Source organism: Streptomyces sp. NPDC001709 (assembly GCF_053596375.1).
The window spans coordinates 80615-104037 of record NZ_JBSFGB010000024.1 but is presented as its reverse complement, the minus strand read 5'-3'; the positions used below and the strand labels follow the sequence as shown (position 1 = coordinate 104037).

The following is a 23423-nucleotide window of genomic DNA, read 5'->3' as shown; positions in this document are numbered from 1 at the left end:
CTCTCCATTGACAGCTTCATGATTTTGCGAGTTACTCTCATTTCATGGCTACTGTCACTCACCCGGACGACACGCGGTCCGACCCCCGCCGCTGGTGGGCCCTCGGAGCCCTGGTCGCGAGCATGCTGGTGCTCGCCTTCGACTCGACGATCCTCAACGTGGCCCTGCCGACCATGGCCGGGCAGCTCGGCGCCACGACCGGGCAGCAGCAGTGGATGGCGGACGCGTACGTCGTCGTCTTCGCCGCGCTGATGCTTCCGGCGGGCCTGCTCGGCGACCGGTTCGGCCGGCGCCTGATGCTCATCGCCGGACTCGCGGTCTTCCTCGGCGGCTCGGTACTGGGCGCCCTGGCCGGTGATGTGAACGCCGTCATCGCCGCCCGCGCGGTAATGGGCATCGGCGCCGCGCTGATCATGCCGCTGTCGCTGGCCGTACTGCCCGCGATGTTCGCCCCGGACGAGCGCGGCAAGGCCATCGGCATGATCTCCGCCGCCTCGGCGCTCGGCATGCCGCTCGGCCCGCTGGTCGGCGGCTGGCTCCTGGGCCACTTCTGGTGGGGCTCGGTCTTCCTGATCAACATCCCGATGGCCGCGCTCGGCATCGCCGCCTGTCTCTTCCTCCTCCCCGAAACGAGCGACCCGGCGAGCCCGAGGGTCGACACCGTCTCCACCGCGCTCACCGCGACCGGCCTCGGCGCGCTGATCTACGCGATCATCGAGGCCCCGGACCGCGGCTGGGGCGACGGCCTGGTGCTGGCGATGTTCGCCGCTGCCGCCGTCCTGCTCACCGCTCTCGTCCTGCGCGAACGCCGGATGAGCCGCCCCATGCTCGACATGGGCCTGCTCACGCACCGCGGCTTCCTGCTCAACACCACCGCCGCGACCCTGGTGATGTTCGTGCTGTCGGGCCTGATGTTCACCGTGCCGACCTACCTTCAGGCGGTGCTCGGCCATGACGCCTTCGGCACCGGCCTCCGGCTGCTGCCGATGACCGGCGGGCTGCTGATCGCCGCCAAGGGCGCCCAGGCGGCCGTCGCCCGGTTCGGGGCGCGCGCGGTGGTCAGCGCGGGACTGGTCGTGCTCGCCTTCGCCGCCCTGCTGGGCAGCCGTACCACCACGGACTCCGGTTACGGCTTCACCGCGCTGTGGCTGTCGATCACCGGACTCGGCTTCGGCTTCGCGGTCGTCCCGGCGATGGACGGCGCGCTCGGCACGCTGCCCGCCGACCGGGCCGGCAGCGGCTCCGGGCTCCTCATGACGTTCCGCCAGGTCGGCGGCGCCATCGGCATCGCCCTGCTCGGCAGCCTCCTCGCGGGCGTCTTCCGGGACCGGCTCGACGTGGCCGGGCTGCCGGGCGCGGCGGCACACTCCGCCGGGGAGTCCGTGGTCGCCGCGCACGCCATCGCGGCGCAGAGCCGCTCGGCCCACCTGGCGGCCTCCGCGAACAGCGCGTACGTCCACGGCATGACCGTGGTGCTGCTGGTGTGCGGCATCGCCGCCCTGCTGGCCGCCCTGCTCGCGGCGCTGCTGCTGCCGAACGCCCCGGCCGTCCGGCACGCCGGGCGGGAGGAGGCCCCGGCCATGGCCGCCCCCGTGGCGGATGCCGGACAATGACCGGCATGACGGCCGCACGCTCCCCCCGCTCCCCCCTCTCCCCCGCCGACCGCCCGCAGCTGGGGCTGCGCGAGCGCAAGAAGATCAAGACCCGGGAGGCGATCCGCGCCGCGACCTACGCCCTCGTGCGGGAGCAGGGCTACGACGCCACGACGATCGACCAGATCGCCGAGCGCGCCGAGGTGTCGCCGTCGACCGTCTTCCGGTACTTCCCGACCAAGGAGGACATCGTCCTCACGGACGAGTACGACCCGGTCATCCTGGCGGAGATCAAGGCACGGCCCGCCGACGAACCCTGGTCCGACACCATCCGGTACGTCCTGCACCGGGCCGTCGAGCTGGGCATGACCGAGGATCTCGCGGTCTCCCGGCTGCGCACCCACCTCATGGTCCAGGTCCCCGCGGTGCGCTCGCGGATGATGGAGAGCATGTCGGCCAGCGGCCGCATGCTCTGCCAGGCCATCGGCGAGCGCACCGGCCGCGACCCCGACAGCCTGGAGGTCCGGGTCTACGCCATGTCCCTGATCGGCGGCCTGATGGAGACGTCCATGTACTGGGCGGAGAACGACCACCGGGACGACTTCACGGCCCTGATCGACCGCACCCTCGACGTCCTGGAGCACGGCCTGCCGAGCGAAAACCGCTGAGGTTCGGGCGGCCCCGCGTGCGATGCTGACGAGGTGAACGGACCCGAGATCCACGTCGAAGTCGCCCCCGCGCTCCACCTGTTCGTGCCGCACGCCCGACGGGCCGGCACCACACCCCTGGCCACGGACGGCGTCTCGACCCTCGGCCATGTCATCGAGTCCCTCGGCGTCCCGCTCACCGAGGTCGGCGCGCTGGTCGTCGACGGCCGGGAGGTGCCGGCGTCGCACATCCCGAAGGCGGGCGAGACGGTGCGGGTACGCCCCGTCGACCGCCCCCAGCGGGTCCCCGGCGCCCCCCTCCGCTTCCTCCTCGACGTCCACCTCGGCACGCTCGCCCGCCGCCTGCGCCTGCTCGGCGTGGACACGGCGTACGAGTCGACCGACATCGGCGACGCGGCGCTGGCCACCCGCTCGGCCGCCGAGCAGCGGGTCATGCTCAGCCGCGACCGGGGCCTGCTGCGCCGCCGCGAACTGTGGGCCGGCGCGTTCGTCTACAGCACCCGCCCCGACGACCAGCTCCACGACGTCCTCGACCGCTTCGCCCCCGACCTGCACCCCTGGACCCGCTGCACCGCCTGCAACGGCCTGCTGAAACAGGCCACGAAGGCCGAGGTCGCCGACCAGCTCAAGCACGGCACCCAGCGTTCGTACGACGTGTTCGCCCAGTGCACGGACTGCGGCCGCGCGTACTGGAAGGGCGCACACCACGACCAGCTGGAGGCTGTCGTGGAGCGGGCGTTGAGCATGCGTACCCAGGCGGATTGAGTACGGCAGCCGATCTCCGCAACCGGCCGGCGCGGTGGGATGGCTTCATGAACACCACGACCGAACAGCACGTGACGCCGACCCCGCAGCACAAGGACCGGTTCATCACCGGCTGGGCCGTCGCCGGACTGCTCTCGCTCCTGCCGATCGTCGCCCTGTCCTGGATCGTCGTGCTCTCCGGTGAGCGCGGCTCGAGGTGCCTGGAGTACGGCGAGCAGTGTTCGACGATCCCCGGCTACGCCCTCTACGACGCCTTCTGGCTGGCGGTGTTCGCCGGTCTGGTGGCACTGGTGTGGCCCAGAGCCCGGTGGACGTACGCCAGGCTCTGGGCCGTGTTCGTGCAGTGGGCCGCTCAGCTCACCCTCGGGGCAATGATCCTCAACGGCGCCTGACGTCGCCCTTTCCGCACGCCACCCCGTCCCGGTTCCGGTCCAGGCCCAGTGGGTCGTCGGCGCCGTTGACCTTCAGCCGGCCGTAGTCGTTCTGCTGAAGCCAGGCGCAGCGAGCCGCCGCCGTCTTCCTCACCTCGGGCGGGAACACCGTCGGCACGCACACGTTGGCCGACCCGTAGTGCCGGTCGCAGCCGGAGATGGTCGGGCTGACCCGCTGCGAGGCGCGTTTCCCGGCCGGGCCGGAGACCTGGCCCGACAGGGAGTCGGCGAAGGCGTGGATGTGCGGGGACGCGGCGGTGAGGGCCGTCGGGCCCGTCAGGTGGACCCACTTGGCCACCGAGGGCACCCCGTTGGCGTCGACCGCGAAGAGCATGTACCAGCCGGGCGGGGCGATGTTCGGGTTGTTCGTGACGTTCAGGTCGACGTTGTTGCCGTCCACGCTCAGCGGCAGATCCACGAACCGCTGGTTCGGATCGGACGAATGGGTCACCGCGGCCGGGCGGATCAACTCCGCCTTGGCGATGGGACGGTCGACGGTGATCCGCTGGGTGTCGCCGTACTTCCACTCCTGGTTGATCACCGAGGTGATCGTCGGACGCGTGCCCTTGTAGAGGTAGGGCGGGGTGTAGATCGACACGTTGTGGTTCCAGGTGCCGTTGCCCGGGTTGTCGCCGGTGGCCATCACCCGGCCGTCGGGCAGCAGGAACGCCGAGGAGTGGTAGCCGCGGGACTCGGGGTCGGCGGCCACGGGGTCGAAGGTGTTGGTGCCGGGGTCGTAGATCGAGGACTCGTACACCGGGTTGGCCCGGTTGTGCAACGCGCCGCCGGTCTCCAGCACCTTGCCGTCGGGCAGCAGTACGGCGGAGACGTACATCTTGCCCTGGTTGCCGGTCTCCGGCTGGGGCCCGTTGCCGAGGTCGACGGTGCCCTGCGGGACGGGCGGCCCGGCGAGGTACGACGGGTTCGCCTGCTTGAGGTCGATCAGGTCGGTCAGCCGGTTCGCGTCCGGGTTGGAGTCGATGTTGCCGCCGCCGATGGTGAGGACCTTCTGGTCCTGGGCGGGGGGCAGCAGCACGCTCGCCGACTGGTCGCGCTGGTCCTTGTTCTGCAGCCCCGGGATCTGCGTGATCGTGTTGGCGCCGTAGTCGTAGATCGCCGAGCCCGTGCCGGGGATGTTGTTGCCGAAGACATGGCTGCCCGTGTAGAAGAGGCGGCCGTCCTGCATCAGGATCATCGCCGGGTACAGGCCCCAGTACGACCAGGTCTGGTTGACCTGCGACAGCGGCAGCCACTGGTTCTGCGCGGAGGAGAACCTCTCGGCGGTCACCGATCCGGAGGAGTCCTCGCGCAGCCCGCCGAAGGAGATGACGTCGCCGTTGCCCAGCTCGGTGGCCGACGGGTACCAGTGGCCGTCGTTCAGGTCGTTGGTCTTGGTGTAGGTCTCGGTCGTCGGGTCGAAGAGGTACGAGTCCTTGAACCCCTCGTAGCCGTGCCCGCCCGCGACCGGGTACGCCTTGTTGCCGCTCAGCACCAGCACCCGGCCGTCCTGCAGCTGGACGTGGCCCGCGCAGAACATGTCCTTCGGCGTCGGGATGACCTTGTACGTGCCGTTCGCCGGGTCGTACACCGCCGAGGTGAACGTGCCGGCGTTGAAGTTCTCCTCGCTGTTGCCGGAGCCCGCGATCAGCAGCACCTTGCCGTTGTTCAGGACGACGGAGTGCATGGAGCGGACCGGGTTCTGCGTCGGCAGCACCGACCAACTGCCGCCTGCGCACTGGTCGGCGGTGCCGGTGCACTGGGCCGGCGGGAGCGGGTCCGGGACCTGGTCCATGGTGTAGTCGTCGGTGGTCGCCGAGCCGGTGCCGTAGACGGAGACACCCCAGGTGATGCGGTCGGTGCCGGCCGGGACCTCGGGCGTGCGGACGGTGGCCTGCGTCCAGGCGGACGCCATGTCCAGGGTCTTGAGGTCGGTCCAGTACTGCCAGCCGGTGGTGGCGTCGTGCCGGAAGAGGGTGATGTTGGCGTCGGGGGTCGTGGTCTTGTACCAGAGCCCGAGGTCGTACTGCCTGCCGGCGGACACGGCGGGCGCGCAGTCGGTGGACTCCGTGATCAGCGCCTTGCGGTCACCGTTGACCCGCCGGGTCAGTGTGACCTTCATGGCCTTGGTCCCGGAGTGCGCCTCCGAGGTGGTTGCGAAGCTGAAGTCGTTGTCGCCCCAGCCCGACTTCTCCCAGCAGTACGGCATGCCGTCGCTGCCGGCGGTCTCGAAGCCGGGGTTCTTGATCAGGTTGGCGGCCTCGGCCGGCTGGGGCGCGGTCAGGAGCAGACCGGTGGTCAGGGCGCCCACCCCGGCCAGCGCGGTCCGTCTGCGGTACTTGGCTCTCACTCGGCTCTCCTTGCTCGGCTCCCCCGGCGGCGGGGGAGGTAGACCAGCGCCTCGGTCCCGACGAAGCGCAGGACGAACGTCAGGACCAGCGCGAGCGCCGTGGCCGGCAGGGCGCCCATGCCGAACCGGCCGACGAGCAGGGCGATCAGCGGGATGCGCAGCACCAGGTCGGCGTTGGCCAGCAGGGTGAACCGGCCGAGCCGGTCCCACCAGCGGCGGTGCGCGCGCCGGTTGCGGAACAGCAGCTGCTCGATGAGCAGGAAGTTCCAGGCGACCCCGAACTGGTTGGCGAGGATCTCGGCGGGCAGGTAGTGCATCCCGAGGACGGTGAGCGCCCAGAGCCCGACGAGGTTCGGCACGAACCCGCTCGCCCCGATCAGCCCGAAGCCGATCATGCGGGCGACCGGGGAGGCGGTGCGCAGACCCGCCAGGTGGCGCAGGAAGCGGAAGCCCTCCTGGGCGGTGGACTTGGACTCGCCGGCGAACCGGTCCTGGAAGACGAAGGGCACCTCGGCGACCCGGCGCGGGCGGCTGCGGACGGCCAGTTCCAGCAGGATCTTGTAGCCGAGGGGCTTGAGGACGTCCGCCGCCACCGCGCTGCGGCGGATGGCGAAGAAGCCGCTCATCGGATCGCTGATGCCCCGCAGTCTGCGCGGGAAGAGGGCCTTGGCCAGCCAGGTCGCGCCGCGCGAGACGGCCACCCGGTAGCCACCGGCGAGCCCGGCCCGGCTGCCGCCCTCGAGGTACCGGGAGGCGACGACGAGCGCGGCGTTCGCCCGCTCGCCGGTGGCCACCAGATCCGGTATCAGGGACGGTGGGTGCTGGCAGTCGCCGTCCATGACGACGATCCACTCCGAGGTCGCCGCCTTCAGCCCCTCGACCACCGCCCCGCCGAGCCCGCCGACGGGTTCCTCGCGGTGCAGTACGGCCACCGGGAACGGGCAGTCCTGGGCGGCCTCGCGGATGACCTCGGGGGTGTCGTCGGTGGAGTCGTCCACGAAGACGACCTCGCAGGGCAGCCGCGCGGGCACCGACTCGGTGATCCGGTGCAGCAGCTGTCGGATGTTCGCGGACTCGTTGAAGGTCGGTACGACGACGGTGACGGCGCCCGGCTCCGGAACCTCGACGGCGTCGAGACCGGGGACGGGGGCGGTGTACTCATGGCCGTTCATCGGCCCGCTCCCACGGCCTGGATCTGCCGGATCTCGATGCGGTCGGGACCGCTGCCGAAGGTGGCGACCGGGGTGGAGTGCCGGATCGCGGCCCTGACGACCGGCAGGTCCTTGGCGTCCCGGCGGACGGTCGGCGAGGCGACGACGTAGTCGATGTCCTGCCAGCCGTGCGGCATGGTCCTGGTGACGGCCGGGTCGAGGTCGGCCTTGTAGAACCAGATGGCGCCGAGCCCGGGCCGGTACCCGGCGTGCACGAGGTCCAGCCAGAGGGCGTCGTCGACGAGGACACGGGTGTCCTTCGGGTCCGCCACCTTCGTGCCGAGCCAGTGGGAGGCCTGCCGGTAGGGCTTGTTGGCGTCGGCGGTGACGGCGGTGCGGTCGCCGTCGTACCAGTGCGGTACGACGTAGGCGCCCGCGGCGAGCGCGAGGACGGCGGCGAGCGCGTACCGGCCGCCGGTGAGGTACCGCTTCTCGCTCTCGGCGCGCCCCCTGCGCAGGACCGCGTGCGCGACGGAGGCGGCGCCGCCGGCCAGCACCAGGGCGAGGAAGGGCAGCGCGCCGATGACGTACATGGCGGGCAGATAGCCGCTCGGGCGCAGGGCCACGGCGGCCAGGACGGCGACCGTCAGCGCGGGTCCGGCGAGTGCGCGGGCGGTGACCGACCAGCGCCAGGTGAGCAGCAGGAGCAGGGCCGCGGCGAGGCCGCCGAGGGGCAGGACACGGTCGTAGTACAGCCAGGCGTGCAGGACGCCGTACGAGCCGGATCCCCGGTCGAGGATGAATCCCGAGCCCGGCCTGGACATCTGGTACGTGATGCCGTCCCACAGGGACACGTGCCCGGCGCCCGGGAACAGTTCGCCCTTCAGCAGGGCGAACAGCGGGTAGGAGAAGCCGATCAGGGCGCAGGCGGTGACGGCTCCGGTGAGGGCGAACTTGCGGGTGTCGCGGTGGCTGTGCCGCCACATGGTGACGAACAGGGCGGGCAGGACGACCAGCATCGTCTCCTTGGTGAGCACGCCCGCGGCGGCGGCGAGGCCCGCCCCGAAGTGGTGCCACAGATGGCGGCTGGGCGAGGCGGCCAGGCAGAACGCCAGCAGCAGCCACATCACGGCGATGTTGTCGAGGAAGATCTCCCGGCTGAGCACGACCGCGAGCGGGGAGAGCCCGAACAGGGCCATGCCGAGTCCGGCGGCCCAGCGGGGCAGGGAGAGCCGGCGGCCGAGGACGTAGACGAGGACCGCGCTGACCCCGGTGATCCCGAGCATGACGAGCCGCATGGTGCCGACGGTCATCGAGCCGGGGCTGACCGCCGAGGGGATCCAGCTGAGCAGGGCGATCTGGATCCAGCCGAGCGGCGGGTGGTCGTACCAGTAGGTGTAGTGGGCGAGGCCGCGGCCCTGCTGGACGGCCCAGGCCTGGGCGAGGTAGGTGCCCTCGTCGTCGCTGAGGGTCGGGTAGTCGGCGATGTTCCAGCCCTGGACGACGAGGATCGCCGTGAGCAGGGCACCGCAGAGCAGCAGGTCGGGGCGGGAGGAGCGGAGTCGTGGTGGGCTTGTCCGACCCGTCGGACGGCCATCCGGCACAGGTGGGCGCTGCGCGGGGACCTTCGCTGTGGTCACCGCGGGGAGTGTGGAGGTCACGCGGGAACGTCCTCTCGGATGGGCTCGGCCGCGGTGAGGTGCGCGCCGACGTGGGTCGTCAACTCCCAGTCGTTACGGCCGCGTTGCTCACGCCACACGGCGCGGATCGCGGCACCGGCGAGGAGGACCTGGTAGAAGGGGCCGCCCACGATGAGCTTCACGTAGTGGCCGAGGCGGACCTTCAGGCCGTACTGCTTGCCGAAGTCGTGCAGGCCGACCACCTCGAAGACGAAGGTGACGACGGCGGTGACCAGCGGCAGGAAGGTGAGGAAGGCGATCCCGACGGGCACGTCCAGGAAGAGCGCGACGGCCGCGTTGAGCGGGATGATCACACCGGAGAAGGCTTGCATGAACGGTGTCATCAGGGTGTACCGGGCGAGCAACCGCTGCCTGAGCGAGGGCAGTTGCTTCCAGTCCTTCTTCCGGTACACCTGCAGGAAGCCCTGGTTCCAGCGGGTGCGCTGCTTGAGCAGCGACATGAGGGAGCCCGGGGTCTCCTCCTTGGTCACCATGTCGGAGTCGTAGGCGACGACGACCTTCTTGCCGACGCTGGAGAGGCGTACGCCCAGGTCGCAGTCCTCGGCGAGGCAGTTGGGGTCCCAGCCGTCCGCTTCCCTGAGGACGTCGGTCCGCACGAACACGGTGTTGCCGCCGAGCGGGATGAACCCCTTCTGCGCGTGCAGGTGCAGCCGGGAGCGGAACCAGAAGAAGTACTCCAGGCAGTTGCGCAGGCTGTACCAGCTGGAGTGGAAGTTGATGAGCTGTACGCCGCCCTGGACGACGTCCGCCCGCGTCGTCCGGAAGGCGTGGTCGACGTGGGCGAGCAGCTCCGGGTGGACCTGGTCCTCGGCGTCGAAGACCCCGACGACGTCGCCGCGGCAGTGCGGCAGCGCCGTGTTCATGGCCTTCGGCTTGTTCTTCTTCTCGTGGGTGTCGACGACGACCCGGACGCGCGGGTCGCGCGCGGCGGCCCTGTCGGCCACCTCCGTCGTCTCCGGGTCGTCGTGCCCGACGATCACGATGATCTCGAAGTCGGTGTGCGTGGATTCCAGCAGCCGCTGGATGGTGTGGTCCAGCACCGCCTGCTCGTGCCGGGCGGGCAACAGCAGTGAGAACGACAGGTGTTCGTCGCCGTCCGGCCTGCCGAACCGGGTGGAGGCCAGCACCTCGGGCGTGCGCCACGCGTGCATCTGCCACCACAGGGTGAACGCCGCCATCCAGAACAGGGCCAGTGAGACTGCGGCGATGAAGACAGACGTGAGCAAAAAGATCCCCCCAGATCCCTGAATTCCCCCCTGTGCGGGCGACGGTGAGTGACCATCCGTCGACCCGCTGTGGAGAGACTAGGGGGGATCTGTGAAGTGCGGGAGCTCTTCCGATAAATAGCTTGTTTCGGAATGGTGGTGCGGGTAGTGGGATCTATCCGAACACGTGCTCCGTTTCGGACAGTTCACACCATCCCGCGCCCGGGAATCCGCGTGCTCAACGCCTGTTCAGGGTCATGCGCAGCCGTTCCGGATCGGTCGTCGGCGCGTCGCAGGTGAAGTTACGGCAGACGTACGCGGTCGGTTCGCCCTGGTGCAGGGGCCGGTCGGCGAGGAGCGGAAACTCGTCACTCTGCGCAGCGCCGACGGCGACGACGGCACCCGGGGCGGTGCCGAGAAGTGCCGTGCGGTGCAGGGCGGTCGTCCGCTCGTCCGCGAGGCCGGGCCCCGGTCCGACGACGGCGACCTCCTTGGGGCCGTCGAGGAGGGCCTCGGCGACGGCGAGCCCCCAGCCGATGAACCGGGGCACGCGCGGCCCGAGGGCGTGGACGACCCCCAACGCCCGTTCGGCCGCGGTCCGGTGGGCCTCGGAGCCGGTGTGCGCGGCATAACCCAGCAGGGCGCCGGCCGCCGCGGTCCAGCCCGAGGGGGTGGCGTTGTCGGTGGGGTCCTGCGGCCGGCGGATGAGCTGCTCGGCGTCGGCGGCGGTGTCGTAGAGCGCGCCGGTCCCGGGGTCGGTGAAGCGGGCGAGCACATGGCCGAGCAGCAGCCCGGCGAAGTCCAGCCAGACGCCCTCGCCGGTCACGGAGGCGAGCGCGAGGAAGCCCTCGGCGACGTCGGCGTAGTCCTCCAGCACACCGGCGTTGGGGCCGACCCGGCCGTCCTTGCTGGTCCGGGCGAGGCGGGCGTGCTCGTCCAGATGCACCCGGACGAGGAGATCGGCGGCACCGACCGCGGCCTCGACGAGATCGGGCCGGTCGAAGTAGGCGCCGGTCTCGGCGAGCGCGGCGATGGCGAGGCCGTTCCAGGCGGCGACGACCTTGTCGTCCCGGCCGGGTGCGGGGCGTGTGGCGCGCTCGGCGAGGAGCCGCTCTCTGATGGAGGCGATCTTCCCGGCGTCGAACACGGTGTTGTCCTGCGGCAGTTGGAGGACGGACTGCCCGTGCTCGAAGGTGCCCTCGTCGGTCACGCCGAAGTACTGGGCGGCGAGGTCGCCGTCCGCGTCCCCGAGGACGGCGCGCAGCCGCTCGGGCGTCCAGACGTAGTACGCACCCTCGACGTGCCGCCCGCTGCCGTCATCGCTGTCGGCGTCGAACGCGGAGGCGAACCCGCCTTCGCCGGTACGCAGTTCACGCACGAGGAAGTCGGCGGTCTCCAGTGCGACACGCCGGGCGAGATCCGATCCGGTGGCCCGCCAGAGATGGGCGTAGACGCGGCAGAGCAGCGCATTGTCGTACAGCATCTTCTCGAAATGGGGCACGACCCAGTCACGGTCGACGGAGTACCGGGCGAATCCGCCACCCAGCTGGTCGTAGATCCCGCCCCGGGCCATGCGCTCACAGGTGTCCTGGGCCATCTGCAGCGCGCCCTCGGCGCCGGTCCGCGCGTGATGCCGGAGCAGGAACTCCAGCACCATGGACGGCGGGAACTTGGGCGCCCCGCCGAATCCGCCGCGCTGCGGGTCGTACTCGCGGGTGAGTCCGAGCAGCGCCTGCGCGAGCTCCTGTTCGCCGGGCGGCTGCGGGGCCTGGTGGCTGATCTCCCGCTGGGCGAGATCTCGGACGATCTTCCCGGCGACGTCCGCGACCTCGTCACGGCGGGTGTCCCAGGCCTGCTGCACACCCTCCAGCACCTGCCGGAAGGACGGCATGCCGTGCCGGGGGGCGGGCGGGAAGTAGGTGCCGAAGTAGAAGGGCTCGGCGTCCGGGGTGAGGAAGACGGTCATGGGCCAGCCGCCCTGCCCGGTGGCGGCCTGTACGGCCTCCATGTAGACGGCGTCGACGTCCGGGCGCTCCTCCCGGTCGACCTTGACGCTGACGAAGTGCTCGTTGAGGTAGTCGGCGGTGGCCCGGTCCTCGAAGGATTCGTGAGCCATGACATGACACCAGTGGATTGTCAGAAGCATAAGTGGCAGGACGCATAACCCACGCTCAAGAGCACAGGTACGTCCCGCCGCTTAGCTTCTTCCATCGCCTCCTTCCCCCATGGCCACCAATCCACCGGGTTGGAGGCGTGCTGGAGAAGGTACGGCGACTGGGAGTCGGCCAGTCGATTCATATCGGCATCGTCGCACGATCCGGAGCGTCCGGCCCCGCAATCGCGGGCCGGACCCGGGTGTAATTGGATGGACACGGAACGTAGCCAGGGTGCATGCCCACGCCCCGGCGGAGGAGGCGAGCCGTCAGTGCAATCATCGACGCGCGCTTCGCATCGTCCGACCTTGACGTCGACGATCGCTTCGCGCAGGGTCTCGGGGCGGAGATCTGCCCAGTCCAGGAAACCCTTTTAACAAGTCTGCCGAATCCACCAGGATCGGTACATGTATGTTCTGGATGCTCAGCTTCTCAGCGATCTCGCCGGGTACAGACCCCAAAGCATTGCCGTCTGAAATGACCCGTGCGCCCGCGGCGGCGACGCGGGCGCCGAGCCGTCAGGCGGGCTGGACGGTGATGGTGCAGAGGCGCTTGGTGGCCCGGGTCAGGGCTACGTACAGGTCCCTTTCCCCACCGGGTCGGGTCGTGGTGATTTCCTCGGGGTTCACGACGACGACCCCGTCGAATTCCAGGCCGCGTGCTTCGGACGCCGGCACGATGCGTGCGTGGTGAGCGATGCCCTGGGCCGTCAGCTCGCTCACCCTGGTGTCCGCGCAGATCACTCCCAGAAGCTCGCCCGGGTACGCGGTGCTCTGGGCGCGGAGTTCCTGAACGACGGCGGTGCCCAACCCGTCCGCGGGTGTGGTCACGGTGCGCGGGCTCTCACCGTTTCGCAGTGACCGTGTGGGCTTCTGGTCCGGAGCGATCCGCGTGAGCAGGTCCCGGACGCTCTCCAGAATCTCCTGCGTTGTCCGGTAGCTGACGGTCAGATCGTGCAGTTTGAACCGCGGTTCGACGTGCGGGCTCAGTGCCTCCTTCCAGTCGCGTGCTGTCGCGACCGGGCCTGCCTGGGCGAAGTCACCCACCAGCGTCATCGACCTTGACGGGCAGCGGCGGACGATCATCCGCCACTGCATGGCGGTCAGTTCCTGCGCCTCGTCGACGACGACGTGCCCGTACGTCCGCTCGGGGGGGCCGTCGACCAGGCTCGCCGCCTCGTCCAGCAACGGCACATCGGCATCGGTCCACGGGTCGTCCGCACCGCACAGCAGAAGGGACCGCTCCTGCGCGGTCAGGCGGGGCAGGCGCTCGGCGAGAGCGTCGGCGTTCGTCAGGAGCGCCTTCACGAGGTCACCGGGTACCAGCCGCGGCCACAACGCCTCGACCGCTGCGTCGACGCCGGCGTCGTCGAGGAGATCGGCCCGGATGGTGTCCAGGTCCAGCTCGTGGACCGGACCCGGGTCGGCCGCACCTTCGACACGGCGCTGGGCGACTCCCGTGAACCGGTCGAGGTCGATGCCCGTCATCCTTTCGGCATCGGCGTCGATCTGCTCCAGGAGGTCGCCCATGTCCCGTTGCATCGCGTCGGTGACGGCGTCGACCAAGAGCTCTTTGAACACCTGGCGCGCGGGGTTGTGCCCCTGTACGGCTGCCAGGGCGGCGTCGCGTGCCGCGGCGACTTCCCCGGCGGGGAGGTGAACCAGTTCCTGTCCGACCCGCACGGTGAAGTCACCGGCGGGGGCTTGGTGGACGCGCAGCAGGCCGGCCAGGGCGTCGGCGAGGTCGGAGCCGCCCTTGAGACGCGCCGTGCCGAACGGGCCCACCGCGTCCGGGGACACCCCGGCCAGTTCCCGGCAGGTCGCCAGAACGACGTCGTTCTCTCCGAGCGAGGGAAGGACCTGGGAGATGTAGTCGAGGAACCGGGCGTTCGGGCCCACCACCAGGACACCGTCCTCCGCGGCGCGCGGGAACGCGTACAGGACGTAGGCCGCCCGGTGCAGCGCGACCACCGTCTTGCCGGTGCCGGGCCCGCCCTGCACGACGGTCACCCCGCGGTGGGCGGAGCGGACGATCTCGTCCTGCTCGGCCTGCAGCGTCGCGACGGCCGCGTGCATCCTGCCCGTACGCCGTGCCGACAGAGCCTCGGTCAACGGGCCGTCCCCCACGACGTCCTCGTCGGTCGGGGCGGTCCCGTCCAGCAGTTCGTCGCTCACCGAGACGACCGTGCGCTCCTCGAGGCGCAGGTGCCGGCGCCGCCGCAGGTCCATCGGGTGGACCGGTGTCGCCTCGTAGAAGGGCCGCGCCGCGTTCGCGCGCCAGTCCACGAGGAGAGGCAGCTCATCCTCCTCCGTCTGCAGTCCGATCCGCCCGATGCGCAGGGCCGTGCCATCCGTCCAGTCGATGCGCCCGAAGACCAGGCCCTTCTCGGCGCCCTCCAGTCGGCCGATTTCCTTGGACAGACGCTCGGCGGCGATTTCCCTCTCGTATGCCTCACCGGCGCTTTCCGCCGGGGCCTTCAGCACACTCGCGCGCTGTGCTCGCGCCTCGGAAATCCGCTCGGTGAGCAGCTCATACAAGGAGGACACATAATCCTGCTCCGATGCAACCGCACGCACAGCGGGATCATTCGTTTTCGACAACAAGGGTCTCCTTCGATTCACACCGGACCATGCCGGCGAAAACCCGAGCGCGCCCTGCAGGTAGAACGCGTTGTAGAAGGTGATGGCGGCCACACCGAAGAGCAGCAGTCCGAGCGCCACGTTGCCGCCACCGCATGTGCGCTGCGCGAACAGTCACGGATCAAAGCTGGGCGCCTCGAGGCGCAGTTCCACGAGTACGAAAACGGCCAGCAGAACGGCCAGCAGAACCAGACCGACAACGATCGGCGCCCAAACCCGCGCGGGCCCGGTAAAGGTCCACATGAGGATGGCCATCGTGGCGGGCGTGATCAGCGCGCTGCCCACCCCCATCGCGGCTCGGGCCGCGATGCTGGGCCGGACCGCTTGCGTACGCCGCCCGCAGCGAGGACGCGGCGAAGATCACCGACCAGGACGGTGTTTTCTATCCAAATCAGCAGCGAACACGGCATGAGAATGGAAAGAATCAACTGCTGCCTGGATTCCGGCAATGCGAGAGGCGCGGTCATGAACACCTTCGGATATCGGTCGGCGGGGACTTGGCCGCCTGGAATATAGGCAAGCTCCACAACGCTGTCAAGCTTGGATTTTCTCGCCAAAACCATTGCGGCCGAACGAACTATGTGCCTCTGCCGGATTTGCGGACTGAGCAGATTTATGCCTCTGGCGGATTTGCGAGTCGACGGATTTCACTTCCGGATGGTTGCGACCGGGCGGACTTCATGTCTCCGGGGGTCGTCGCACCGCGTCACCCGTGACCTTTCGGGTAGGGATGTCGTGTTCGCGCAGTTTGTTCAGCACGGTCGCACGTCCGGCACCAGCCGCCGCGGGACCGCCGAAGAAGCGGAACGCGATCGGCCTCCCGGAGCCGTCGAGGGATTTCGACGGCTCCGAGGTGCCCGACCCCCTCAACCCGGGCACCGGCATTGCTCATGGGGAACTCGACCGATTCTCCAGGGAGCCTCTGGTTCGAGCGTGGCCGGCAGCGGCGGTGCCGGTGGCCCCTTGAGGCGTCGGCACGAAACCCTCACCCACCCCCTGATCGCCGCCCCCTCGCCTTCCCGTCTCCCCCGAAGGACACTCGTGGACAAGGGAGTTGCCGCCAGAGGGGGACGAGACATGCGGGACGGTCACCGGGTGGAGGCCGAGCGGCTGCTGGTGCGGGCTGTCGAGGAGGAGGTGCGGCGCTCGGGCGGGCGGGTCGACGGGCAGGTGCTGCTGTCGCGGGCGCGCGGTGCGCTGGAGGCGATGGCGGGGGCGGCCGGCGAGGAGTACGAGGCCTATGCCCGTGCACTGGACGAGGCCGAGGCCGGCCGGCTGACCTTCGGGCAGCGGTACGCCCGCGAGGGCGCCGGAACGGCCTTACTGGTGGCGGTCGTCGCGGCCGTGGCCGCCGCCGTGGCCGACCTTGCTCTCGGCACCGGCGCCGGCACGGCCGTCGGCGCGGGCGTCGCCGCGGGCGTGGTCGGTGCCGCCGCCTCCGTGGTGAAGGTGGCCGGGGCCCATCTGCCCGCCGCGCATCACGACGCGGGCGCGGCCGGCCAGCCGGGTGGGGCCGAGCAGCTGCGGCTGCAGTGGCTGACCGCGCTGGAGGTGCGCGGCATCCGCCCGTTCCTCGACCAGCAGCGGGTGCTGAGCTCCTCCACGGGTACGAAGAAGCCGGGTGGCCCACCGTTGCGCGGCGCGGACAAGAGCGCGGCGGCCCGCCGGCGCTCGGTGCTGGAGCAGTCGTTCGGGCAACTCCCCGACGAGGCCGGGCCGTTCGCGGGGCGCCGGGCGGAGCTGGCGCGGATGCGGCAGTGGGCGCAGGCGGCCAGGGCGGCCACGGAGACCCGGCCGACGGTGGTCGTGCTGCACGGCGAGCCCGGCTCCGGCCGGACCACGCTCGCGGTGCGCGCGGCGCACGAGCTGCGGGACCACTTCCGCGGCGCGGTGGTCGTGGATCTGCGCGGCGGCGGGCGGGAGGAGAAGCCGCTGCCGACGCGGGACGCCCTGCTGCATCTGCTCAACCGGCTCGGCGCGCCCCGCGAGCAGCTGCTGTTCCGGGAGCGCTCCTCCCCGGATCAGCAGGTCAAGCGGCTCGGCGAGCTGTACCACCAGCATCTGACCGGCCTGCCGGTGACGATCGTGCTGGACGACGCCTCGGACCCGGAGCAGGTGCGGGCGCTGGTGCCCGAGCGCTCCGACAGCCTGGTCCTCGTCACCGCCCGCAGCGCCCTCGACCTGCCCGCGGACCTGCCGGCCTGGGTGCACCACCTGCCGGTCGAGCCGCTGGACGCGGCGGGTGCCGAGGAACTGCTCGGGGCGGCCGCGCAGGACGCGTCCGGCCCGTACGACGCCGAGTCCGCCGACCGGATACGGGACCTCACCGGCGGGCTGCCGCTGGCGCTGCGGATCGTCGGTTCCGCGCTCGGCCCGCGCTCGCCCCGGCAGCTGGCGACGGACCTGGGCGCGTACGGCCCGGTGGAGCCGGTGGAGCGTGCCCTGTGGCTGCGCTACACCGACCAGCCGGAGGCCTCGCGCCGGCTCCTGCGCAGACTCGCGCTCGCGGGCCGTGCCTCGCTGGGCGCCGCGGCGGCCGCCAGTCTGCTCGCCACGGACGAGGCCGAGGCCACCCGGCATCTCGTCGCCCTCGCCCGGGCCGGGCTCATCGACCATGTCCGCGGCAGCCGCTACCGGCTGCACGACCTGGTGCGCGGCTTCGCCCAGGCCCGGCTGCTGGACGAGGAGGACCCGGCCGAACGCACGGCGGCGCAGGAACGGCTGATCGTGAACTACGCGGAGCTGGCCGACTCGGTGCTGCGCCTGGTCGACGGGAACATGTCGACGCGCTCGCACCAGTTCGGCCCGCACGGCTTCACCTCGCTGGACGAGGCGCTGCGCTGGCTGGACGACGAGTCCAGCTTCATCACCGCGGCCCTGCGCCACGCGGAGGGCGTGAACCAGTCGGCGGTGCAGAACCTGCTGGGCGCGCTGTGCGACTACTGTCTGCTGCGCGGCGACCTGTACCGGCTCGGCGAGATCAGCGAGTTGGCGCAGTCCGTGGACCAGGGGCTGCTGGTGCGCTCGGTGCAGTGGCGTACCGGTATCGCGGCCCGGCAGCTGGGCGAGCTGGACAAGGCGCGTACCACGCTGGCCTCGGTAGTGGACCTGTACCGGGAGGCGCACCATGACGCGGGGGCGGCCCGCGCCCTGTGCTCCCTCGGCATCACCCTGCACCACCAGGGCAATCTCACCGAGGCCGCCGCCAAGCTGCAGGAGGCGCTGGATCTGCAGGCGGCACCGGAGCTGGCCACGGACCGGGCCTGGACGATGCACGCCCTGGCCGCCGTCCAGCGCGACCGGGCCCGGCTCGCCGAGGCGCTGGAGCTGCTCACCCGCTCCCTGGTCCTGCACCGCGAGGGCGGCTCGGTGCACGGCGAGGCCTGGGCGCACTTCCAGCTCGGGCAGCTGGCCCTGCGGATGGGGGACGTACCGCGCGCGGAGACCGAGCTGCGGGCGGCCCTGGAGCGGTACGGCAGGACGCAGGACGCGCGCGGGGAGGCGTGGGCGCTGACCCAGCTGGCCCGGGCCCGACTGGTGGACGGCGATGCCTCACCGGCCGTGGACAGCCTCAGGCAGGCCGCCGCCCGGCACCGGGAGAACGAGGACGCGCGCGGTGAGGCGTGGACGCTGTACTACCTGGGCCAGGCACTGGAGGAGTCCGGCGATCTGGACCAGGCGGTGCGTGACCTGGAGCGGTCCCGCACGATGTTCTCCCGGATGCGGGACGTCTACGGCCTGGCCTGCGCCCGGCACCATTCGGCCCGGGTCACCCGCGACCAGCGGGCCGCGCAGACCGGCTCGCTGCGCAACTCCGGCTTCGCCCGGCAGCTCCTCGTGGACGCCCGCGCCGACTTCCAGCGCATCGGCGTCGCCCACGGGGAGGCGTGGACCTGCCTGGAGCTGGCGGTGGTCGACGCCGGAAACGCCCGTACGCAGGCGGCGCTCGCCCTGTCCGACGAGGCGCTGGACCTGTTCGCCTCCTACGGCGACCGGCGCGGCGAGGACTGGGCCCGCTTCCTGCGCTGCACCCTGCTGCCGTACGCGGCGCCGGGCGGGGTGGAGGTGGGCACGGCGGTCGCCCAGGAGGAGCTGGCCCAGCTGGCCCGCGCCAGCCATCGGCTGCGGGACGAGAAGCTGGCCGACTATGTCTCGGCGTACGCCCTGCTGCTGGAACGCGGGGTCAGCCTGGAGGACGGCTGGCAGGCCTGGCGCCTGCGCATGACCCCGGACCGCCACGCCCGGGAGGTGATGGGGGTGGCGGTACCGGACGGGCGCTGAGGTGCGGGTCAGCCCCGCTGTGCCGCGGAGTCCGTCTTCTGCTCGGCCTCCGTGTCCGGGGCCTCCTTGAAGTCGACCTTGTTCATGTGCTTGCTCATCGACTTCATCAGGCCCCACACCGCCAGGGCCATCACCGCGAAGACGATGAAGCCGAGGACTCCGGGGGTGACCTTGTTCTCGTCGACCTCCTTGGCGAGGGGGACGAGGTGCGTCACTGCCAGGCTCACGCTTGCGCTCATGTCAGGCATTGTCGCGGATGCCCGCGAAGAGGTCGTCCTCGGGGAGGGAGGTGTCGACGAGAGACTTCGCCAGCTCGTACTCCTCCGTCGGCCAGACCTCCCGCTGCAGCTCCATCGGGACCTTGAACCAACCGCCGTCGGGGTCGATCTGCGTGGCGTGTGCGATGAGCGCCTTGTCGCGGATCTCGAAGAAGTCCGCGCACGGAATGTGCGTGGTCAGCGTGCGCTCGGTGCGCTCGAACTCCTTCCAGCGCTTGAGCCACTCCCCGTACGGCGACTCCAGGCCACGGTCCAGCATCGCGTGGTGCAGCGCCTCGGTGCGGGGGCGGTTGAAGCCCTGGTTGTAGTACAGCTTCAGCGGCTGGTAGGCCTCGCCGAACTCGGACTCCGGGTACTTCTCGGTGTCCGCCGCGCCCTCGAACGCCACCATGGAGATCTTGTGGGTCATGATGTGGTCGGGGTGCGGGTAGCCGCCGTTCTCGTCGTAGGTGGTGATCACCTGCGGGCGGAAGGCGCGGATCTTGCGCACCAGCTCGCCGGCCGCCTTGTCGACGTCCTCCAGGGCGAAGCAGCCCTCGGGAAGCGGGGGCAGCGGATCGCCCTCGGGCAGGCCGGAGTCGATGAAGCCGAGCCATTCCTGGCCGACGCCGAGGATCTCGCGGGCCTCGTCCATCTCCCTCTTGCGCACCTCGTGGATGTGCTCCTCGATGTACGTGTCGCCCTGGAGCTTGGGATTGAGGACGGACCCGCGCTCTCCGCCGGTGCAGGTCACCACCAGCACGTCCACCCCCTCGGACACGTACTTCGCCATGGTGGCCGCGCCCTTGCTCGACTCGTCGTCGGGGTGCGCGTGAACGGCCATCAGTCGCAGCTGGTCAGTCAAGACTCAATCCTCGGTAAGTCGGCGCCCCGTGGTCTCGGCGCGATCGGCGGCTTCTATAGTGACGGAATCGGGGGGCGAATAATTCCGAGACCGGCTCCTGCCGAGAGGACGATCATGAGTACGGCGAGCGCGCGGCTGCCCGAGGGCCGCTACGGCCGTTCCTCGGACGAGCGTGCGGACCGCAAACTCAAGATCGCCGGTGCGGTGCTCGGCACGGCCCTGCTCGCACTGGTCGGTTACTTCGCCTACCACTACGTCGTGGAGAGCGGGATCAGCGCCCAGGTGATCACCTTCGACGCCACGGACAACGCGGTGCGGGTGCATCTGGAGGTCCACAAGGACTCCGGCACCGACGGCTACTGCACCCTGCGCTCCCAGGCGGCCGACGGCTCCGAGGTGGGCCGGGCCGACTTCCGCTTCACGGGATCGGCCACGCGTATCGACAAGGTCGTTACGCTGCGTACGACGGCGAAGGGCACGACGGCCGAGCTGCTCGGCTGTCACACCGGCTGAGGACGGCGAGCGGCGCGCACTCCCCGGCCGTCACCCGGAATACGTACACGCTGACCTGCGTTGATGTGATTCTGATGGCTTATGTCCTCCCCCTTCCGGCCTTGAATTGTTAGGCTCGTGGTTTCGCCCATCCAAGAGAGAACATGCTTCTGGGGAGGGCGATGCTTTGTATTCCCAGTACCGACGAGGAGCACCCTGTGACCCAGACCAGCGAGAACGTCACCTGGCTGACCCAGGAGGCGTACAACAAGCTCAAGAACGAGCTTGAGTACCTTACTGGTCCTGCGCGCACGGAGATCGCCGCCAAGATCGCGGCCGCGCGCGAGGAGGGCGACCTGCGCGAGAACGGCGGGTACCACGCGGCCAAGGAGGAGCAGGGCAAGCAGGAGCTGCGCGTGCGGCAGCTGACCCAGCTTCTCGAGAACGCCCAGGTGGGCGAGGCCCAGGTCTCCGCCGACGGCGCCGTCGCGCCGGGCATGGTCGTCACGATCGCCTTCGACGGTGACGAGGACGACACCATGACGTTCCTGCTCGCGTCCCGTGAGTACGCGAGCGCCGACATCGAGACGTACTCGCCGCAGTCCCCGCTCGGCGCCGGCGTCATCGGCCACAAGGTCGGCGAGGACGCGGAGTACGAACTCCCGAACGGCAAGAAGGCCTCGGTGAGGATCCTGAAGGCCGAGCCGTACTCGGGCTGATCCACTCCCCTGACCTCGAGCCCCCGGTGTCCGCCGGATTCCGCCGGACACCGGGGGCTTTGCCGTACCCGCAGCGTGCCCGGAGCCGTCAGGCGGTGGCCGAGCGGTACTTGCGGACGGCGAGGGTGCGGAAGACGGCGATGATCAGGATCGAGTAGATCAGCGAGGCCCAGACCGGGTGCTCCATCGGCCAGGCGTGCGAGGTGGACCGGCCGGGGTTGGCGAAGAGCACTCGGCAGGCCTGCGCGGTGGCACTGAAGGGGTTCCACTCGGCTATGTGCCGCAGCCACGGGGTCATGTGACCGGGGTCCACGAAGGCATTGGAGATGAACGTGACCGGGAACAGCCAGATCAGCCCGCTGGACGTGGCCGCCTCGGGGGTGCGCACGGACATGCCGATCAGCGCGCCGATCCAGGTGAACGCATAGCCGAGCAGGAGCAGCAGGGCGAAGGCGGCGAGGACCTTGCCGACGTTGGTGTCGCCGTCGGATCCGACGCGCCAGCCGACCACCAGGGCGACCACGGCGAGCACGACCAGGGTCACGGCCGTCTGCACCAGGTCGGCGAGGGTGCGCCCGGTCAGCACCGCACCGCGTGCCATCGGCAGGGAGCGGAATCGGTCGATGAGCCCCTTGTGCATGTCGTCGGCGATGCCGGCGCCGGAGCTTGCGGTGGCGAACGTGACGGTCTGCGCAAAGATGCCCGCCATCAGGAAGTTCTTGTAGTCGATGGCGCTGGCGCTGGCGCCGATCCGCATGGAGCCGCCGAAGACGTAGGTGAACAGCACCACGAACATGATCGGCTGGATCAGCCCGTAGATGATCATCTCGGGGATCCTGGACATGCGGATCAGGTTGCGCTTCGCCACGACCATGGAGTCGCGGAAGGACCGGCTGATGGGATTGCCCGGCGGTGCCACCCGCACGGCTTCGCTGACGGCGCTCACTTCACGGCCTCCTTGCCGGTCTGCGCGTGACTCTCGTCCTGGTCGTCCTGAGCGGCGGTCTCGGCCACGTGTCCCGTCAGCGACAGGAAGACGTCGTCGAGGGTGGGGCGGCGCAGCCCGATGTCGTCTATCTCGATCCCGCGGGTGTCCAGCTCGCGGATGATCTCGGCGAGCAGCTTGGCGCCGCCGGTGACGGGGACCGTGAGCTTGCGGGTGTGCTCCTCGACCGTGACGTCGCCCTTGCCGAAGCCGCGCAGCACCTCGGCGGTGTCGGTGATGTGTTCACGCTCGTGCACCACGATCTCGACGCGCTCGCCGCCGGTGCGGGCCTTGAGCTGGTCGGAGGTGCCCTTGGCGATGACCCGGCCGTGGTCGACCACCGCGATGTCGTGCGCGAGGTGGTCGGCCTCCTCCAGATACTGCGTGGTGAGCAGCAGGGTCGTACCGCCGGAGACGAGCTGTTTGATGACCTCCCACAGCTGCTGGCGGTTGCGCGGGTCGAGGCCGGTGGTCGGCTCGTCCATGAACATCACCGGCGGCGAGACCACGAGGGCCGCGGCGAGGTCGAGCCGGCGGCGCATGCCTCCGGAGTAGGTCTTGGTGGGGCGGTCGGCGGCGTCCGCGAGGTTGAACTGCTCCAGCAGCTCTGAGGCGCGCTGCCTGGCCGCCTTGGCCCTCATCTGGTACAGCTGCCCGACCATCTGCAGGTTCTCCCGGCCGGTCAGGTATTCGTCGACCGCGGCGAACTGGCCGGACAGGCCTATGGAGCGGCGTACCGCGTCGGGGTCCTTCAGCACGTCCACGCCCGCGACGACCGCCTTGCCGCTGTCGGGGCGCAGCAGGGTCGTCAGGCAGCGGACGGTCGTCGTCTTGCCGACGCCGTTCGGCCCGAGGAGGCCGAGGACCGTGCCCTCGGGCACGTCCAGATCTACGCCGTCGAGAGCCCTTACGTCGCCGAAGGTCTTCACCAGGCCTTCGGCATGGATGGCGCCTGGCATGTCTGTCTCCACGTCATCGGGGATCGTCGTGCGGGATTTCTTCGGAAAGGCTAGGTTTGCGCGCTCCCGATCCGCCCGTGGTTTTTCTGCGGGCAGACGACCGGTGGCCGGCCGCCCACACACCGTAACGCGATGTATCGCGTCTCTCAATGGGTTTGGGCCGGGGATTGACTCGAACGAGTGATCGATGGAGTTGCGGTCCCGGGAGCCGGGG

General features: G+C 70.4%; 17 protein-coding genes and 1 pseudogene. 7 read left to right on the top strand and 11 right to left on the bottom strand.

From position 1 onward, the window contains the following. Positions 1-44: 44 nt before the first annotated feature. The 4 genes from ACWC0C_RS30670 to ACWC0C_RS30655 are packed head-to-tail and all read left to right on the top strand — an operon-like array spanning position 45 to position 3417. A complete protein-coding gene (locus ACWC0C_RS30670) occupies positions 45-1613 on the top strand; it encodes an MFS transporter (protein ID WP_450867282.1) in 1569 nt (522 codons plus the stop codon). A gap of 5 nt (positions 1614-1618) precedes the next feature. Continuing rightward, positions 1619-2260: a TetR/AcrR family transcriptional regulator gene (locus tag ACWC0C_RS30665; protein WP_449195790.1), complete on the top strand. Its 642-nt coding sequence runs from the start codon at positions 1619-1621 to the stop codon at positions 2258-2260. Between the two features lie 33 nt (positions 2261-2293). Beyond that, the gene (locus ACWC0C_RS30660) at positions 2294-3025 is read left to right on the top strand and encodes a Mut7-C RNAse domain-containing protein (RefSeq protein WP_450867280.1); all 732 of its coding nucleotides are present in this window, start codon (positions 2294-2296) and stop codon (positions 3023-3025) included. 47 nt (positions 3026-3072) lie between these two features. Then, positions 3073-3417, top strand: a complete 345-nt coding sequence (locus ACWC0C_RS30655; protein ID WP_450867279.1) for a hypothetical protein — start codon at positions 3073-3075, stop codon at positions 3415-3417. Here the strand turns inward: ACWC0C_RS30655 and ACWC0C_RS30650 are convergent. From ACWC0C_RS30650 to ACWC0C_RS30620, 7 genes and pseudogenes are all read right to left on the bottom strand, one after another. Next, a complete protein-coding gene (locus ACWC0C_RS30650; RefSeq protein WP_450867277.1) occupies positions 3404-5803 on the bottom strand; it encodes a galactose oxidase-like domain-containing protein in 2400 nt (799 codons plus the stop codon). The two genes, ACWC0C_RS30655 and ACWC0C_RS30650, sit on opposite strands and share 14 nt — an antisense overlap. Next, positions 5800-6975, bottom strand: coding sequence for a glycosyltransferase (locus ACWC0C_RS30645; protein WP_450867275.1), 1176 nt, complete (start codon positions 6973-6975; stop codon positions 5800-5802). The genes ACWC0C_RS30650 and ACWC0C_RS30645 overlap by 4 nt, the downstream gene beginning before the upstream one ends. Further along, positions 6972-8615, bottom strand: coding sequence for an ArnT family glycosyltransferase (locus ACWC0C_RS30640; protein WP_450867274.1), 1644 nt, complete (start codon positions 8613-8615; stop codon positions 6972-6974). The genes ACWC0C_RS30645 and ACWC0C_RS30640 overlap by 4 nt, the downstream gene beginning before the upstream one ends. Next, positions 8612-9880 carry a glycosyltransferase gene (locus ACWC0C_RS30635; RefSeq protein WP_449195796.1) on the bottom strand — a complete coding sequence of 423 codons (1269 nt, stop codon included), beginning with the start codon at positions 9878-9880 and terminating at the stop codon, positions 8612-8614. The genes ACWC0C_RS30640 and ACWC0C_RS30635 overlap by 4 nt, the downstream gene beginning before the upstream one ends. Positions 9881-10097: 217 nt before the next feature. Then, positions 10098-12157: pseudogene (locus ACWC0C_RS30630) on the bottom strand (thioredoxin domain-containing protein). A 373-nt stretch (positions 12158-12530) separates the two neighbouring features. After that, complete coding sequence (locus ACWC0C_RS30625; protein ID WP_450867273.1) at positions 12531-14558, bottom strand: HelD family protein; 2028 nt, start codon at positions 14556-14558, stop codon at positions 12531-12533. Positions 14559-14765: 207 nt separating this feature from the next. Next, the gene (locus tag ACWC0C_RS30620) at positions 14766-14942 is read right to left on the bottom strand and encodes a hypothetical protein (protein WP_450867271.1); all 177 of its coding nucleotides are present in this window, start codon (positions 14940-14942) and stop codon (positions 14766-14768) included. Positions 14943-15728: 786 nt separating this feature from the next. Between ACWC0C_RS30620 and ACWC0C_RS30615 the strand changes: the two genes are divergently transcribed. Further along, positions 15729-18932, top strand: coding sequence for a tetratricopeptide repeat protein (locus ACWC0C_RS30615; RefSeq protein ID WP_450867270.1), 3204 nt, complete (start codon positions 15729-15731; stop codon positions 18930-18932). An 8-nt stretch (positions 18933-18940) separates the two neighbouring features. Here the strand turns inward: ACWC0C_RS30615 and ACWC0C_RS30610 are convergent, their stop codons facing one another. Beyond that, positions 18941-19180, bottom strand: a complete 240-nt coding sequence (locus ACWC0C_RS30610) for a hypothetical protein (RefSeq protein ID WP_450867268.1) — start codon at positions 19178-19180, stop codon at positions 18941-18943. Then, positions 19173-20033, bottom strand: coding sequence for a mycothiol conjugate amidase Mca (gene mca, locus ACWC0C_RS30605; protein WP_450867342.1), 861 nt, complete (start codon positions 20031-20033; stop codon positions 19173-19175). Before mca ends, ACWC0C_RS30610 begins: the two co-directional genes overlap by 8 nt. A gap of 135 nt (positions 20034-20168) precedes the next feature. Between mca and ACWC0C_RS30600 the strand changes: the two genes are divergently transcribed. Together ACWC0C_RS30600 and greA are read left to right on the top strand one after the other, a co-directional pair. Then, positions 20169-20567, top strand: a complete 399-nt coding sequence (locus ACWC0C_RS30600; protein WP_450867266.1) for a DUF4307 domain-containing protein — start codon at positions 20169-20171, stop codon at positions 20565-20567. 197 nt (positions 20568-20764) lie between these two features. Continuing rightward, positions 20765-21265, top strand: coding sequence for a transcription elongation factor GreA (gene greA, locus ACWC0C_RS30595; protein WP_449195801.1), 501 nt, complete (start codon positions 20765-20767; stop codon positions 21263-21265). 88 nt (positions 21266-21353) lie between these two features. Here greA and ACWC0C_RS30590 read toward each other — a convergent pair whose 3' ends face one another. Together ACWC0C_RS30590 and ACWC0C_RS30585 are read right to left on the bottom strand one after the other, a co-directional pair. Continuing rightward, positions 21354-22211, bottom strand: coding sequence for an ABC transporter permease (locus ACWC0C_RS30590; protein ID WP_449195802.1), 858 nt, complete (start codon positions 22209-22211; stop codon positions 21354-21356). After that, positions 22208-23209: an ATP-binding cassette domain-containing protein gene (locus ACWC0C_RS30585; RefSeq protein WP_450867264.1), complete on the bottom strand. Its 1002-nt coding sequence runs from the start codon at positions 23207-23209 to the stop codon at positions 22208-22210. Before ACWC0C_RS30585 ends, ACWC0C_RS30590 begins: the two co-directional genes overlap by 4 nt. Positions 23210-23423: the final 214 nt, after the last annotated feature.

Coding starts and splice junctions, on each gene's coding strand:
- ACWC0C_RS30670 (WP_450867282.1), top strand. CDS start 45: ATGGCTACTGTCACTCACCCGGACGACACGCGGTCCGACCCCCGCCGC.
- ACWC0C_RS30665 (WP_449195790.1), top strand. CDS start 1,619: ATGACGGCCGCACGCTCCCCCCGCTCCCCCCTCTCCCCCGCCGACCGC.
- ACWC0C_RS30655 (WP_450867279.1), top strand. CDS start 3,073: ATGAACACCACGACCGAACAGCACGTGACGCCGACCCCGCAGCACAAG.
- ACWC0C_RS30645 (WP_450867275.1), bottom strand. CDS start 6,975: ATGAACGGCCATGAGTACACCGCCCCCGTCCCCGGTCTCGACGCCGTC.
- ACWC0C_RS30620 (WP_450867271.1), bottom strand. CDS start 14,942: ATGGGGGTGGGCAGCGCGCTGATCACGCCCGCCACGATGGCCATCCTC.
- ACWC0C_RS30615 (WP_450867270.1), top strand. CDS start 15,729: ATGCGGGACGGTCACCGGGTGGAGGCCGAGCGGCTGCTGGTGCGGGCT.
- ACWC0C_RS30610 (WP_450867268.1), bottom strand. CDS start 19,180: ATGCCTGACATGAGCGCAAGCGTGAGCCTGGCAGTGACGCACCTCGTC.
- mca (WP_450867342.1), bottom strand. CDS start 20,033: ATGGCCGTTCACGCGCACCCCGACGACGAGTCGAGCAAGGGCGCGGCC.
- ACWC0C_RS30600 (WP_450867266.1), top strand. CDS start 20,169: ATGAGTACGGCGAGCGCGCGGCTGCCCGAGGGCCGCTACGGCCGTTCC.
- ACWC0C_RS30585 (WP_450867264.1), bottom strand. CDS start 23,209: ATGCCAGGCGCCATCCATGCCGAAGGCCTGGTGAAGACCTTCGGCGAC.